Source organism: Curtobacterium sp. MCBD17_030 (assembly GCF_003224255.1).
Classification (GTDB): domain Bacteria; phylum Actinomycetota; class Actinomycetes; order Actinomycetales; family Microbacteriaceae; genus Curtobacterium.
The window spans coordinates 45,556-60,658 of record NZ_QKLI01000009.1 but is presented as its reverse complement, the minus strand read 5'-3'; the positions used below and the strand labels follow the sequence as shown (position 1 = coordinate 60,658).

At 71.8% G+C, this 15,103-nt stretch carries 13 protein-coding genes; 8 read left to right on the top strand and 5 right to left on the bottom strand.

Going from position 1 to position 15,103, the window contains the following annotated elements; translation table 11 throughout:
• Positions 1–20 precede the first annotated feature (20 nt).
• Positions 21–2,039, bottom strand: a complete 2,019-nt coding sequence (gene glgX, locus DEI89_RS09875) for a glycogen debranching protein GlgX (protein ID WP_110903882.1) — start codon at positions 2,037–2,039, stop codon at positions 21–23.
• A 114-nt stretch (positions 2,040–2,153) separates the two neighbouring features.
• Between glgX and DEI89_RS09870 the strand changes: the two genes are divergently transcribed.
• A complete protein-coding gene (locus tag DEI89_RS09870; protein ID WP_146236735.1) occupies positions 2,154–3,113 on the top strand; it encodes an AraC family transcriptional regulator in 960 nt (319 codons plus the stop codon).
• A 77-nt stretch (positions 3,114–3,190) separates the two neighbouring features.
• Here DEI89_RS09870 and DEI89_RS09865 read toward each other — a convergent pair whose 3' ends face one another.
• The 3 genes from DEI89_RS09865 to DEI89_RS09855 are packed head-to-tail and all read right to left on the bottom strand — an operon-like array spanning position 3,191 to position 6,658.
• Positions 3,191–3,943: a copper homeostasis protein CutC gene (locus tag DEI89_RS09865; protein WP_110903880.1), complete on the bottom strand. Its 753-nt coding sequence runs from the start codon at positions 3,941–3,943 to the stop codon at positions 3,191–3,193.
• Positions 3,940–5,481: a M81 family metallopeptidase gene (locus DEI89_RS09860; protein ID WP_110903879.1), complete on the bottom strand. Its 1,542-nt coding sequence runs from the start codon at positions 5,479–5,481 to the stop codon at positions 3,940–3,942. The genes DEI89_RS09865 and DEI89_RS09860 overlap by 4 nt, the downstream gene beginning before the upstream one ends.
• Positions 5,474–6,658 carry an ROK family protein gene (locus DEI89_RS09855; protein ID WP_110903878.1) on the bottom strand — a complete coding sequence of 395 codons (1,185 nt, stop codon included), beginning with the start codon at positions 6,656–6,658 and terminating at the stop codon, positions 5,474–5,476. Before DEI89_RS09855 ends, DEI89_RS09860 begins: the two co-directional genes overlap by 8 nt.
• Positions 6,659–6,897: 239 nt before the next feature.
• On the opposite strand from DEI89_RS09855, the gene DEI89_RS09850 reads away from it, so the two are divergent.
• From DEI89_RS09850 to DEI89_RS09820, 7 genes are all read left to right on the top strand, one after another.
• On the top strand, positions 6,898–8,694 hold the full coding sequence (locus DEI89_RS09850; RefSeq protein WP_110903877.1) for a peptide ABC transporter substrate-binding protein: 1,797 nt from the start codon (positions 6,898–6,900) through the stop codon (positions 8,692–8,694).
• A gap of 90 nt (positions 8,695–8,784) precedes the next feature.
• Positions 8,785–9,744 carry an ABC transporter permease gene (locus DEI89_RS09845; protein WP_110903876.1) on the top strand — a complete coding sequence of 320 codons (960 nt, stop codon included), beginning with the start codon at positions 8,785–8,787 and terminating at the stop codon, positions 9,742–9,744.
• Positions 9,745–9,802: 58 nt separating this feature from the next.
• Entirely contained in the window at positions 9,803–10,699 is an 897-nt protein-coding gene (locus DEI89_RS09840; protein ID WP_110903875.1) for an ABC transporter permease, read from the top strand.
• On the top strand, positions 10,696–12,411 hold the full coding sequence (locus tag DEI89_RS09835; protein ID WP_110903874.1) for an ABC transporter ATP-binding protein: 1,716 nt from the start codon (positions 10,696–10,698) through the stop codon (positions 12,409–12,411). The genes DEI89_RS09840 and DEI89_RS09835 overlap by 4 nt, the downstream gene beginning before the upstream one ends.
• Positions 12,408–13,352: an ROK family protein gene (locus DEI89_RS09830; RefSeq protein WP_110903873.1), complete on the top strand. Its 945-nt coding sequence runs from the start codon at positions 12,408–12,410 to the stop codon at positions 13,350–13,352. The genes DEI89_RS09835 and DEI89_RS09830 overlap by 4 nt, the downstream gene beginning before the upstream one ends.
• A gap of 56 nt (positions 13,353–13,408) precedes the next feature.
• The gene (locus tag DEI89_RS09825) at positions 13,409–14,125 is read left to right on the top strand and encodes a phosphatase PAP2 family protein (protein ID WP_110903872.1); all 717 of its coding nucleotides are present in this window, start codon (positions 13,409–13,411) and stop codon (positions 14,123–14,125) included.
• A gap of 52 nt (positions 14,126–14,177) precedes the next feature.
• Positions 14,178–14,636: a MarR family winged helix-turn-helix transcriptional regulator gene (locus DEI89_RS09820; protein WP_110903871.1), complete on the top strand. Its 459-nt coding sequence runs from the start codon at positions 14,178–14,180 to the stop codon at positions 14,634–14,636.
• Here DEI89_RS09820 and DEI89_RS09815 read toward each other — a convergent pair.
• Positions 14,614–15,072 carry an iron chaperone gene (locus DEI89_RS09815; RefSeq protein ID WP_110903870.1) on the bottom strand — a complete coding sequence of 153 codons (459 nt, stop codon included), beginning with the start codon at positions 15,070–15,072 and terminating at the stop codon, positions 14,614–14,616. The two genes, DEI89_RS09820 and DEI89_RS09815, sit on opposite strands and share 23 nt — an antisense overlap.
• Between the last annotated feature and the right edge of the window lie 31 nt (positions 15,073–15,103).

Here is a 15,103-nt window from a genome sequence, read left to right as displayed (position 1 = left end):
CGCTCCACTGTCCTCCGGTGTCACTGCAGGGCGGTGAAGGAGGCGTCGCGGACGAGCAGCGTGGTCGCCTCGCCGTCCACGGCCTGGTCGGGGTCGCTCGACAGGCCGAGCGCCCACGGACGGCCGTCCGCACGCTCCGGCAGCGTGAACTCGACGGTCGTCTCCGAGGCGTTCATCAGCACCGCGACGCTGTCGTCGCCCTGTTCGAGCACCAGGATCACGGCGCGGTTGCCGCCGTCGGTCCAGTCGCCGTCCTCGAAGTCGTTCGCGTCGGCGCGGAGCACGGACACCGTCGACGGCGACAGACCGGGCGCGGTGCGGTACCACTCCGGGCGCAGGGCGACGTGCTGCTTGCGGAAGGCGATCGCCGCGGTGGTGAAGGCCAGCAGGTCCTCGTCGGCGGCGGCCCAGTCGAACCACGAGATCTCGTCGTCCTGGCAGTAGGCGTTGTTGTTGCCGCCCTGCGAGCGGGCGATCTCGTCCCCACCCAGGATCATCGGCACGCCGGCCGAGAGCAGGAGCGTGCCGAGGAAGTTCCGGCGCTGGCGGTTGCGGTAGTCGTTGACGCTCTCGTCGTCGGTCGGCCCCTCGATGCCACCGTTGAACGAGGTGTTGTTGCTCTCGCCGTCGTTGTTGTCCTCACCGTTCGCCTCGTTGTGCTTCTCGGCGTACATGGTGAGGTCGGCCAGCGTGAAGCCGTCGTGCGCGGTGACGAAGTCGACCGAGCAGAGCGGCGACCGGCGCGAGCCCTCGTAGACGTCGGGGGAGCCGAGGACGCGCTGCACGGCATCGCCGAGCGTGCCCTCGTCGCCGCGCCAGAACGAGCGGAGGTCGTCGCGGTACTTGCCGTTCCACTCCGACCAGTCCGCCGGGAAGCCGCCGACCTGGTAGCCCGCGGTGTCCCACGGCTCGGCGATCATCTTGACGTCGCGGAGCACCGGGTCCTGGTGGATGATGTCGAGGAACGCGGAGTGCTTCTCGGCCTCGCCGTCCTGCCGGGTGAGCGTGGTGGCGAGGTCGAAGCGGAAGCCGTCGACGTGCATCTCCTCGACCCAGTAGCGGAGCGAGTCGGTGATGAGCCCGAGCGCGGTCGGGTGCGACACGTTCAGGCTGTTGCCCGTGCCGGTGGTGTCGAAGTAGTTGGCCTCGTCGCCCTCGACCAGCCGGTAGTACGACTGGTTGTCGAGGCCCTTGAAGGAGAGCGTCGGGCCCATGTGGTTGCCCTCGGCGGTGTGGTTGTAGACGACGTCCAGGATGACCTCGAGGCCTGCGGCGTGCAGGGCCTTGACCATCTCCTTGAACTCCGCGACCTGCTGCCCGGCGGTGCCCGAGGCGGAGTACTCGTTGTGGGGGGCGAAGAAGCCGATGCTGTTGTAGCCCCAGTAGTTGCGGAGGCCCTTGTCCACCAGGGTGGAGTCCTGCACGAACTGGTGGATCGGCAGCAGCTCGACGGCGGTGATGCCGAGGTCGGTGAGGTGCTTGATCGCGGCCGGGTGTGCCAGGCCCGCGTAGGTGCCGCGGATCTCCTCGGGCACGTCGGGGTGCTGCTTGGTGAAGCCCTTCACGTGGACCTCGTACACGACGGTGTCGGCGAGCGGGGTCTCGAGTCGGGTGTCGCCCTGCCAGTCGAACGAGCGGTCGGCGACGACTGAGCGCGGCATGGCGTCGGCCGAGTCGGACTCGTCCATCTGCTCCGGCTCGTTCATGTCGTGGCCGAACAGCTCCTGGCCCCACCGGTAGTCACCGTCGATCGCGGTGGCGTACGGGTCGAGCAGCAGCTTCGCGGCGTTGTGGCGCAGGCCGTTCGCCGGGTCCCAGGCGCCGTGGACGCGGAAGCCGTAGCGGGTGCCGACGGTGACGTCCGGCACGACGTCGTGGAAGGTGTAGCCGGTGCGCTTCGTCAGCTCGGTCCGGTGCTCGGTGCCGTCGTCGTCGAACCGGCAGAACTCGATGCGCTCGGCAGTGCTGGAGAAGACGGCGACGTTGGCGCCGCCGTCGACGAGGGTGACGCCGAGCGGGTTCCGCGTGGAGGAGGTCATGACTCCTTCTACCGGTCGGTGACTGTGCTCGGCATCGATCGGCGTACCCCGGGGCGGCATCCGCCGGGCGGCGCGGTGCTCGCGCGCGGCGGACGAGCATGGGAACATCAGGTCGTGACCCATGTGCGCCCGAGCTCGGGGACCCCTGACGGCTTCCGCGCCGTCCGGTTGGCGGGGACGAGTGCGACCCGCCCTGCCGTCCTCGACGACAAGTACGGTACCGGCGGTGGCATCGGCGACGAGCGCTCCGCGTTCCGCTACACGGGCGCGGGCGACGCCGACCTCTCCCTGAGCGGTTCCGCCGTGGAGGGCCCCCGCACCGGGACGATGGAACCCCGACCGTCACACATCGTCTTCTGGATCGGTGACGGCAGCGCCGTCATCACCGGGGAGGACGGTGTCCGCTCCGCGGTGCGTCCGGGCCAGCCGTTCCTGCTCGCCGCCTCGCTCCGGTACGAGTTCGAGGCCGCGACCAACCGCGTGTCGATGCTGCACCTGTCCGATCGGTTGCTCCGGTCGGCGCTCGCCGCCGACGGCGTGCAGGTCGCCGGCCCGCTGCGGTTCCGCCGGGTCGAGTCGGACACCGACCTGGCGCCGCTCCGGTCGGCGCTGCAGGCCCTCGGCACGGCGATCACCGCGCCGGAGGTCGAGGGTCGAGCGCGTGCCGAGCTGAACCTCCGGGTCGCCCGCGTCGTCGTCGCCACCTTCCCGGTGGACGTCCCCGCGACCACGAGCAGCGAACGGCTCCGCGATGCCCTGACCTACATCCAGGAGCACGCGCACGGCGTCGTCACCCTCGCGGACATCGCCGCTGCCGCCGGCATGAGCCCCCGCGGCCTCCAGCAGTCCTTCAACCGCTCGGTCGGGGTCTCCCCGCTCGCGCACCTGCGGAACGTCCGGCTGGACGCCGTGCACGAGGCGCTCCGGTCAGCGGACCCGTCGACCGCCGCGGTCGCCGAGGTCGCCCGGGACTGGGGCTTCGCCCACCTCGGCCGGTTCTCCGGCGCGTACCGGGAACGGTTCGGGGAGTTGCCGAGCGTGACGCTCCGCAGCGGCGTGCACGCGGAGGACTGACCGGCCCACCGCTCGGCAGGCCGCGGCACGCACGGCACGGCCGGGAGGCCCTGGGCGCGCCCGACCCATCGCCCGCGTCAGCCGCGGTGTCCGTCCACTGCAGCCCGTGCTGCCCGTACCACCTCGGCATCGGTCTCGAAGTGACCGGACCCCGCGTCCCCTGCGCCCATCGGGACGCCCCTGTGCGCGGTGTCCGCCAGACGTTTGGCCGAGAGGTGCACGGCGGCGGTGCCCGTCGCGAGGAGCACGGGTACGTCCGCCGGGGTGACCCCGGCGCCGGCCATCACCTGGACGGGACCTGCGGCCGTGACCATCCGGGCGATGGTGTCGGCACCGGCGAGGGCGGTCGGGGCACCACCGGAGGTGAGGACCCGCGTGAACCCGAGGTCGGCGAGTCCGGCCGCGGCGGCGACCGGGTCGGCGGCGTGGTCGATCGCCCGGTGCAGCGTGACCTCGGCGTCGGGGCGTTCGGTGCGCGCGGCGGCCACGAAGCGCGTCAGGGTGTCGGCGTCGAGCGTGCGGTCCGGGCGGAGCGCGCCGACCACGACGCCGGTCGCCCCGGAACGCAGGACGGCGACGAGCTCGCGCTCCATCAGGTCGACCTCGTCCGGGGCGTGCACGAAGCCGCCCGGACGGCAGCGGACCAGGACGTGTACGGAGATCCCGGTGGCGACGGCGGCCTCGACGAGCCCCTGCGAGGGGGTGAGCCCGCCGAGTTCCAGGGCGCTGCAGAGTTCCACCCGGTCGGCACCCCCGGCCAGTGCGGTCGCGGCGCCGGTCGCCGAGGTGACGGCGATCTCGAGGGAGCGGGTGGCGGTGCGTCCGGTCATGCGTGGGCTCGGAGCGGTCGGTCGGACGCGGGGATGATCCGGGCGGTCAGGTCGGGCGGCTCCGGGAAGGTCCGATCGAAGGGGAACACGGGCCGTTCGATCCGGTGGTGGCCGAGGCGTTCGAGGTCCTGGTCGACACCACCCGGGGTGAGCGCGAGCATCCAGTCGGCGGCCATGTCGTACAGCTCCGGTTCGAGGTAACCGATCTTGACGACGACCAGGTCGGCACTCCGCGGGTCGAGGTCCAGGTCGGTGAAGTCGTGCTCGTGGTGGTACGGCTTCCGCAGCTCGGTGAGGATCGCGAACACGCTGCCGACCTGCAGCACGACCTCGGTCCGGGCGTCCCGGTCGCCGTGCTTGACCGCGTGCACGCGTCCGGTCATGGTGATCGGTCCGGCGTGCAGGTCGTCGACCTCGGCGCCGGCGGTGACGGTGACGGTGGCCCCGACGCCGGCTTCGACACAGGCGGCGACCGCGGTGGGGCCGGGGACGCTGGCGTAGAGGACGACCGGGCCGTCGGCGCTCCGGAACTCGTCGCGGGCGAGCAGCTGCGTCAGACCCCAGGTCATGTCGCCCGAGCCGCCGGCGGTCGGGTTGTCGCCGGAGTCGGAGACGAAGTACGGGCGTGCGGCCCCGGGGGCGAGAGCGGCGGCCAGGCACTCGTCGAACGACCCGGTCGGTGCGACGAAGGCGAAGTCCTCGCGGGCGTCCCAGAACGCCCGGGCGAGCCGCTCGGCACCGGCGGCGACGGCGTCGGTGTCCCACCCGGTGACGACGGTGACGGCACGGTTCCGCGGCTGGTCGGCCCAGGCGTACCCGACCCAGATCGCGGCGTCGAGGACGCCCTCGCCTCGCTCGACGTCGGCCACCTGCGCGTAGACGGTGGCCGCGGGCTCGATCCGGGTGGAGGTCTTCTCGCCCGGCAGCAGGACCGGGATCGGGATCCACGCCTTCACCGGGCGCTGTGCCCCGACCGGGCGGGTGGTGAGCACGTCGACGAGGTTGCGGACCGCGCGCTCCTTCGTCTCGAGGGCGTCCTCGTGCGGGGCCATCCGGTAGCAGGTGATGAGGTCGCACTGGTGGGCGAGCTCCCGCGACACGTTGCCGTGCAGGTCCATCGACGCCGAGACGACCACGTCCGGCCCGACGACCGCGCGGATCCGCTCGAGCAGCGTCGCCTCGGCGTCGTCGAGCCCCTCGACCACCATCGCGCCGTGGATGTCATACCACAGGCCGTCGATCGTGGTCTCGGCGGCGATCGCGGACAGCCGGTCGGTGATCTCGGTGCTGAGCTCCTCGAAGGACTCGCGGAGGACCACGCCACCCGGCAGCGCGTGCCCGATCAGCGCACCGCGGAAGTCGGCCCGCTCGGCCATCGGTGCGAGGAAGTCGTAGCGCGCGACCACGTCGTCGCCGCGGTCCGGGTGGAAGGCGGCGGCCGGGGTGCGGGTCGGCGTGAACGTCGACGTCTCGATGGCCAGGCCGGCGACGGCGATGACCGGACGACGGGTGCCGGCGGTGGTTCCGGTGTCAGACACGGGTGCTCCTGTTCCTGGTGGTGCGCAACGGGACGGGGGTGGACAGTTCCTCGAGCGACGCCGCCAGGCCGCGCTGCAGGGCGAACTGGCCGGCCCCGACGAGACCGGCGTCGGCCCCGAGCGAGGCGCGCTCGATGGCGAGGTGCTGCGTCACGAGCGGGTGGCAGCTCTCGTAGAGCTGGCTCCGCACGGCGGCGACGAACGGGTCGAGGGTGGAGAGGATGCCGCCGAGGGAGACGGCGTCCGGGTTGAAGAAGTTGACGTTGGCGGCGAGCACCTCGCCGAGGTACCGCCCGGCCAGGCGGACCGCGCGGGTCGTCTCCGGGTGCGCCTCCGACGCCAGCCGGACCACGTCCTGCGTGGAGCTGACGTCCACGCCGGCTTCGCGGAGGATCCGGACGAGTGCGGCGCCGGACGCCACCGTCTCGAGGCAACCGGTGTTGCCGCACGAGCACGGTGTGTCGCCGGCGGCGTCGATGCGCACGTGCGTGATGTCGCCCGCGGCACCGGTGGAGCCGCGGTAGAGGTGGCCGTCGATGATGATCCCGGCGCCGATCGCCGACCCGGCCTTCACCGTGATCGCCTGGCGTCGGGTGGACGGCTGCACGGTCTGCTCGCCCGCGGCCATGCAGTTCGCGTCGTTGTCGATCGCGGCCGGTACCCCGAAGTGCTCCGTGAGCCACGCGGCGACCGGGAAGCCGTTCCATCCGGGCATCCGGCTCGGCAGGTCGACGACGCCCGCCTCGATGTCGACCGGGCCCGGGAGGCTCAGCCCGACCCCGCGCAGTCCGTCCCGTCCGCGTTCGGTCACCAGGGCGTCGAGGAGCTCCGCGAGAGCCGCCAGGCCGGCGGTCGGACCGTCGGCGAGCGCGAACGGGACGGTCGAGACGGACTCGAGCGCGCCTCCCGGCAGGACGATGCCGATCCGGACGTGACCGCCACCGAGGTCGGCGGCGACCGCGTACTCGTCGGTGCCGCCGATCCGGAGGACCTTGCGGGGCCGGCCGCCGGTGGAGACGTCGGTGCCCTCCTCGGCGAGGATGCCGTGCGTGAGGAGCTGACCGACCACGTGGGACACGGTCGAGGGGGCGGCGCCGAGCACCTGGGCGATCTCGGTGCGGCTCGACGCCTGTCCGCTGGCGATGAGTTCGAGCACGCGCGAGCTGAGGTCCGGCACGACTTTCTCCAATCGGCGTCAACCGGGCGCGGTGACCGCCCGACGTCACCGAGCCTACGGGGCAGAAGTGTCGGTCCGCGCTTTCCGCCGTTCCGCAGAAACAGACTATTTACACGAGAACGTTTGTTTTTCCAACGACTTCGGCCATTGACTGTGCACGTGCCACCGGGGCCTGGTCCTGGTCGCACTCCCGTCCCTCCACCACGCCGACGATGGCGTCCTCGCGCAAGGAGACATGCATGACCAAGCCCCGTCGCTGGGCCCTCCTCACCGGAGCCGCGCTCGCGGTGAGCGCACTGCTCGCCGGGTGCTCCGGGGGCGGTTCCGCCACCACCGGCACGAAGTCCGACGAGATCGACTACGCGCTGCCGGCCAACTTCACGCCGAACTGGATCCTGCCGATCGGCACCGCCGCGCACCTCAACACGAACAACGGCTCCATCGCGCAGTCGCTGTACGAGCGCCTCATCGCCTACGACGGGTCCACCGGCAAGATCGGCTGGGACAAGCCCGGGTCCGTCGCCACCGCGGCCGACTTCGCCTCGGACAGCAAGAGCGTCACGATCACGCTCGGCGACCGGCACTGGTCCGACGGTGAGCCGATCACGAGCCGCGACGTGGAGTTCTGGTTCAACCTGATCAAGGCGAACGCGAAGGACTGGGGCTCGTACTCCGAGGGCAAGGCGCCGGACAACTGGACGTCCTTCACGACCGTCGACGACACGCACTTCACGATCGCGTTCGACAAGGCGTACAACAAGGACTGGATGCTCGCCAACCAGCTGAGCTACATCATCCCGCTGCCCCAGCACGCCTGGGACAAGACCAGCGCCTCCGGCAAGGTGACCGACGCCGACCGCACCGCGACCGGAGCGAAGCAGGTCTGGAAGTTCCTCAACACCGCCGCGGGCAAGATCGCCGACTACGACTCCGACGACCTGTGGAAGACGATCTCCGGCCCCTACGGCCTGTCGTCGTTCACCACCGCCGGCAAGGTCCAGCTCACCGCGAACCCGAAGTACGACGGGGGCGAGAAGGCATCGATCAAGACGGTCAACCTGCTGCCCTTCACCACCGCGGACGCCGAGACGAACGCGCTGCGCTCCGGTGCGGTCGACTACGGCTACATCAACGCCACCGACCTCGACCAGAAGGACTCCTTCACGTCGAAGGGCTACGAGGTCGACCCGTGGACCGGCTGGGCGATCACGTACATGCCGTACAACTTCAACAACCCGGACATGGGCGCCGTCTTCAAGCAGCTGTACGCCCGCCAGGCCGTGCAGATGTCGATCGACCAGGAGTCGCTGTCGAAGGTCGTCTTCAACGGCACCGCCACCTCGACCTACGGGCCGATCCCGCAGGCGCAGGAGTCCGACTACGTCTCCGACGTGCAGAAGGACAACCCGTACCCGTTCAGCACGAAGCAGGCCGCGGCGCTGCTGACGAGTCACGGCTGGACGAAGCAGGGCGGCACCATGGTCTGCACCGACCCGGGCACCTCGTCCAGCCAGTGCGGCGAGGGTGTCGCCGAGGGTACGAAGTTCGCCATGAAGGTGCTCTCGCAGTCCGGCTCGACCGTCACCGACAACATGATGAGCGCCATCCAGTCGTCCCTGGAGAAGACCGGCATCGGCTTCTCGATCAAGACGGCCCCGGTGTCGAGCGTCCTGTCGCAGACCCCGACCTGCACCGCCGACGAGTCCAGCTGTGACTGGGACCTGTCGTTCTTCGGCACCGCCGGCAGCTGGTACTTCCCGGCCTACCCGACCGGTGAGTCCCTGTTCTCCACCGGCGGTTCGGCGAACTTCGGCAGCTACTCGAACAAGCAGGTCGACTCCCTCATCGACGCGACGACGACCTCCACCGACGCGAGCGCCGTGCAGGACTACAGCGCCGCGGTCGCGAAAGACCTGCCCGTGATCTGGCTGCCGAGCCCGGACTACCAGATCTCCGTCAAGAAGAGCGGCCTGACCGGGTTCGACCAGGACTCGCTCGCCAACTTCCACCCCGCGCAGTGGAAGTGGAGCAAGTAGCCCACTGAGCCCCCTCCGGAGGCGCGGTGCGGGTCCGACCCGCACCGCGCCTCCCGGGAGTCCCGTCAGCATCCGACCAACGGAAGCAGCATGACCACTGCCCTCTACCTCACCCGCCGCGTCCTGCAGGCGCTCGCGGTGATCCTCATCGTCACCGTCGTGGTGTTCTGCCTGCTGCACGCGCTGCCCGGCGGACCCGCCCGCGGCGTGCTCGGCGTCTCCGCGACGCCCGCCCAGATCGCCGCGTTCAACCAGGCGCAGGGCCTCGACCAGTCGCTGCCCGTGCAGTACCTCCGGTTCCTCGGACGGTTGCTCACCGGTGACCTCGGCACCTCGTACACGCTCAACGAACCGGTCTCGCAACTGATCCAGGAGCGCATCCCGAAGACCCTGGTCCTCACCGGACTCTCCGCCGTGCTCGGGATCGTCATCGCGATCCCGGTCGGCATGTGGCAGGCAGCCCGACGCAACGGAGCGATCGACTACGCCGCCACCGCACTGGCGTTCGTCTTCTACGCGACGCCCGCGTTCTTCCTCGGCCTCGTGCTCATCATCGTGTTCAGCCAGCAGCTGCCGTGGCTGCCGTCGCAGGCGCCGAGCGGCACCACCCTCGCCGAGGTGTTCCAGCAGCCGGCCGGACTCGTCCTGCCGGTGCTCACCGGCGCCCTCGCGATGATCGCCGTCTTCAGTCGCTACATGCGGGCGGCGACGCTGGAGAACCTGCAGGAGGACTACGTCCGCACCGCCCGAGCCGGCGGTTCGTCGACGGCGACGATCCTGCGCCGGCACGTCTTCCGGAACTCGCTGACGCCGGTCGTGGCGATGCTCGGCTACTACCTGCCGGTGCTCTTCGGTGGGGCGCTCGTCACGGAGCAGCTGTTCAACTACCCCGGCATGGGGCTGCTGTTCTGGAACGCGGCGCAGACGTCGGACTACCCGACGCTGCTCGGCTGCGTGCTCGTGATCTCCATCGCGACGGTGATCGGCACGCTCCTCGCCGACGTCGCACAGTCCCTGATCGATCCGCGAGTGAAGGCAGGCCGCGCATGACCACCGTCCAGTCCCTGATCGACACGTACCGGACGAGCGCCGTGAAGGCAGGCCGCGCATGACCACCGTCCAACTCGCCCCCGAGACGCCCGGCGCCCCCGTCACGGTCGCCGCGACCGGCTTCCGGCTCGCCGCCCGCCGGTTCCGGCACAACACCCTCGCCGTGATCGGCCTGGCCGTGCTCGTCCTCATCGTGCTGTTCTGCTTCGTCGGACCCTTCCTGTACCCGACCGACCAGACCCACACCCTCCTCGAGCAGGCGAACCAGCGCCCGAGCGGCGCCCACCTGCTCGGCACCGACGCGGTCGGCCACGACGTCCTCGGCCGCCTGATGTACGGCGGCAAGGTCTCGCTCATGGTCGGCATCGCCGCCGGGATCCTGGCCACCGTCGTCGGCACACTGTGGGGCTCCGTCGCCGGGTACGTCGGCGGTTGGGTCGACGCCGTGATGATGCGCGTCGTCGACGCCGGCATCGCGATCCCGGCGCTGTTCATCCTGCTCGTCATCTCGGCGATCACCACCCCGGGCGTCTGGGGCCTCATCGTGATCCTCGGGTTCGTGTCCTGGCTCGTGCCCTCCCGGCTCATCCGCGCCGAGACCCTGACGCTGAAGAACCGCGACTTCGTGCTCACCCTCCGCGCCATCGGCGGCTCGCACGCCCGTGCCGTCGGCCGGCACCTGCTGCCGAACTCGGTGTCGACCATCGTCGTGGCCGCGACGTTCCAGGTCGCCGACGCGATCCTCCTCGTCGCCTACGTCTCGTACCTGGGCCTCGGCGTGCAGCCGCCGGCCACGGACTGGGGCGGCATGCTCTCGGCGGGACTCACCGCCGCCTACTCCGGTCGCTGGTGGCTGATCGTGCCGCCGGGACTCGCCGTGATCCTCGTCGTCTGTGCGCTCAACGCCGTCGGCGACGGACTCCGGGACGCATTCGACGTGAAGGGCCGCGGATGACCGCCACCGAACCGATCCTCGCCGTCGACGACCTGGGGGTGCACTTCAGCACCGAGTCCGGCGACGTGCACGCCGTCCAGGGCGTCTCCCTGGCCGTGGCCCCCGGCGAGACCCTCGCCCTCGTCGGCGAGTCCGGCTCCGGAAAGTCCACTGTCGCGCTGGCCGCGATGGGGCTGCTCTCCGGCAACGCGACCGTCACCGGCAGCGCGGTCGTCGACGGCCGCCAGGTCGTCGGTGCGCCGGAACCCGAGCTCCGACGGCTCCGTGGACGAACGGTCTCGATGGTGTTCCAGGAGCCCGCCACCGCCCTCGACCCACTCACCCGCGTCGGGGCGCAGATCGCCGAGGTCATCCGCAACCACCGGCAGGTGTCCGCCGCAGCCGCCGCGACCGAGGCCGTCGACCTGCTCCGCCGCGTCGGCATCCCCGCTCCGGAGGAGCGTGCCAAGGCGTTCCCGTTCCAGCTCTCCGGCGGGCAGCGACAGCGCGTCGTCATCGCGATGGCGATCGCCAACGAGCCGGCGCTCCTCATCGCCGACGAACCGACCACCGCGCTCGACGTCACCGTGCAGGCCGAGATCCTCGAGCTGCTCCGGGCGCTCGCCGTCGACACCGGTACCGGGGTACTGCTCGTCACCCACAACATGGGCGTCGTCGCGGACTTCGCCGACCGGGTCGCCGTGATGCTGCAGGGTTCCATCGTGGAGACCGGCGGCGTCGAGGACGTCCTGCTCCGGCCGCAGCACGAGTACACCGAGCGGCTGCTGGCCGCGGTGCCGCGCCTCCAGACCGCCGCGTCGGTCGCCGACGGCTCGGCCGACGCACGCCCGGCCATCGTGGACCGGCCAACGTCCGCCGACGATGCGGACGGGAGGCCCGGCACGCCCCCGGTGGTCGACCTGCGCGACGTCTCGGTCACCTTCGGTCGCGGCGCCCGCGCGGTGCACGCCCTGCGCGGCATCGACGTCACCGTGCACGCGGGGGAGACCGTCGGCCTGGTCGGCGAGTCCGGCTCGGGGAAGTCCACCGCCGCCCGCGTCGCCCTCGGACTCGTCCGCCCCACCGCCGGCAGCGTCCGGCTCTTCGGCTCGGACCTCCGCCGTACCCGTGGACGGGACCGCCTGGCGCTCCGTTCCGGCATCGGCGTGGTGCTGCAGGACCCGGTGGCGTCCCTCGACCCGCGGATGTCCGTCGGCGAGTGCATCGCCGAACCGCTCGCCATCCACCGGCGGCGGACCTCGGCCGCCGACCGTCGTCGCCGCGTGGACGAGGTCCTGGACGCCGTCCGCCTGCCCCGCACCCTGGCCACCCGGGCTCCCCGGGAACTCTCCGGCGGGCAACGCCAGCGGGTCAGCCTGGCCCGGGCGCTCGTGCTCGACCCCCGGCTGCTCGTCGCCGACGAACCGACCAGCGCGCTCGACGTCAGCGTGCAGGAGGCCGTGCTCGAGGTCCTCACCGACCTGCAGGCCGACCTGGGCTTCGCGTGCCTGTTCGTCTCGCACGACCTCGCCGTCGTGCAGCAGTTCGCCGAACGGGTCGTCGTGATGCGTGCCGGCGCGGTCGAGGAGCAGGGCCCGACCGGCTCGACGCTCCTGCACCCCACCACGGACTACACCCGACGGCTGCTCGCCGCCGTGCCGGTCCCGGACCCGGTGGTGCAACGACAGCGTCGGACCGAGCGCCTGGCCTCCCTCGCCGCGGTGACCCCGTGACCGCGGAGGTCGTCGCCGGCATCGACGTCGGCGGGACGAACACGAAGGTCCTCCTCGCCACCACCGACCTCGAGGTCCTCGACCGCATCGACCTGCCGACGCCTGCGCACGACGGCGGCGACGCGATCCTCGACACGGCCGAGGCGGCGGTGCGGTCCCTGCTCGACCGGCACCGGGCCTCCCTGGCGGGTGTCGGGGTCGGGGCTGCCGGTGTCGTCGACGCGACCACGGGCACGGTGCTCGTCACCGCGAACTCGTTCACCGGCTGGGCCGGGTACGGCGTCACCGACGCCGTCACCGCACGGCTCGGGGTGCCGGCGACGCTCGACAACGACGTCAACGCGTTCCTGCTCGGCGAGGTCGCCACCGGCGCCGTCGCGGGCGAGTCGGACGTGCTCGGCATGACGCTCGGGACCGGCGTGGGCGGTGCGCTCGTCCTGGGTGGCTCGCTGTTCGGCGGACCGCACGGTGCCGCGGGGGAGATCGGCCACGTGCCCGGCTTCGGCGACACCCCCTGCACCTGCGGGCAGCGCGGACACCTCGAGACCGTCGCGGGCGCCCGCGGGATGGCGGACCGCTACGCCGCCAGCACCGGCCGACGACTGGGCACACACCAGGTCGCCGAGGCCGCACGAGCCGGGGACCCGGACGCGCAGGCCGTCTTCGCGACCGCGGGGTGGGGCGTCGCCCGTGCCGTCCTGCTCACGGCGGGGATCCTCGACGTGACGACGGTCGTCATCGGCGGTGGTGTCGCACGGTCGTGGGACCTGCTCGCGCCGGCCGTCGCCGTGGCACTGGCGGACGAGCCGCCGGTCAGCGGGGCGGCCATCCGGGTCGAGCAGTCGGCGCTCGGGTCGGACGCTGTGGCGCTGGGGGCGGCGGCGCAGGTGCGGCGGCTCGTCGTCAGAGGGGCGGTCGAGGCGGGGCTGAGCGCTCTCTGATCTGCCGGGGCCGGACTCTCGGCACGGCAGCAGTGCGCCGGCTGGAGGATGAGCGGATGACCGACGCGCCCGCCCTGACGCCTGCCCGCCGGGAGCGCACGTCGACCGGCATCCTCGTGCGCACGCCGTACCCGCTCGCGACGCTCGCGATCGCCCTCGGCACCGTGATCGTCATCACGATCGTCGGGTTCGTCCTCGGCGACGTCGACTTCGGTCTCGCGCACGCGCTGAACACCCTGCACACCGGGGGGTTCGGGGCGTTCACGTCTGCGGTCTACCACGTGATCAGCCCCGCCCCGGCGATCGGCGTCACGATCATCGTCACCGGGGTGGTCTGGGCCGTGCAGCGCGACGTCCGCCCGGCGGCCGCGTTCGCCGGGACGGTCGCGATCACCTGGGTGCCATCGGACCTCGTCAAGGAACTCGTCCAGCGCCCCCGCCCGGACACGTCGCTGCTGCCGCACCCGTTCGCCACGCAGCCCGACCCCTCGTACCCGAGCGGGCACACCGTCTTCATCGTCGCCATCGTCATCGCCCTGACGTGGGTGCTCCGCGACACCCGATGGCACACCCTCGCGGTGACGCTCGGCACCGTGGTCGTCGTGGTGGTCGTGCTGTCGCTCACCATCGACGCCGTGCACTACCCGACCGACACCGTCGCGTCGGTGGTGTGGGCGCTCGCCGTCGCGCCGGCCGCCCGGCTCGTCTGGGTGGACTGGGCGATGCCGCGCATCGCCGTGCTGCGGCGCCCGGCGCTCACCGCACGGCACTGAGCGCCGTCCGTCGCCCAGCAGGCTGTCCGTCGGCGCGGGTTACGGTGCGGGGATGACCTCCCCGACCTCCGACGACGCGTTGGCCCGGCTTGCGGACGTCGTCCTCAGCGTCGCGCGGGAGCTCGACCCGACCGGGCCGCGCGCGGTCGACGTCGTGCCACTGACCGGTACCGAGGTCCTGGTGATGCGCTGGGTCGACACGAACCCCGGGATGACGCCGAGTGCCACGGCGGACGCGACCGCGCTCCGGCGGAGCAACCTCAGCGTCGCGCTCGGGTCGCTCGTCGCGAAGGGCATGGTCGAACGCCGTAGGCACCCGGACGACGCCCGGACCGCACAGCTGTTCCCGACGGCGCTCGCGGCCGAGAACATCGGTGTGCTGCGGGCCCGGTGGGCGGACGCGCTCCGGACAGCGCTCGGGGCGCAGGGCATCGACGCTGCCGCCGTGGTGTCCGCCGTCGGCCTGCTCGAGCGGATCGAGGCGGGGCTCAGGCCGTCGCGCGACGGATGAGCTCGGCGACGGCCTGCTCGTCGGCGCCGGAGAACTCCGGCGTCACCGCGAACGAGGTCGGCCAGAACGACCCGTCGTCCAGCGTCGCCGGGTCCTGGAACCCGAGCGTCGAGTAGCGCGCCTTGAACTTCCCCGCGTCCTGGAAGAAGAACACGACGGCGCCGTCCTTCGCGTACGCGGGCATGCCGTACCAGAGCTTCGGTGCCAGGTCGGGAGCAGCCTCGAGCGCGATCCGGTGGATCCGTTCGGCCAGACCCCGGTCGGGCTCGGGCATCGCGGCGATCTTGTCGACCACGGCCTGGGCGTCCAGCGCCGCCTTCTCGGCCTTCGTCGTCCCGCGTTTCCGGCTGGCCTTCACCTCGGCCGCGTGCTCGCGCATCGCAGCACGCTCCTCGGCGGTGAAGGTGGTCTCGGGCGCGTCGTCGCGTGCTGCCATGGGTGCTCCCTCCTCGGTGCAGCCCACGGTA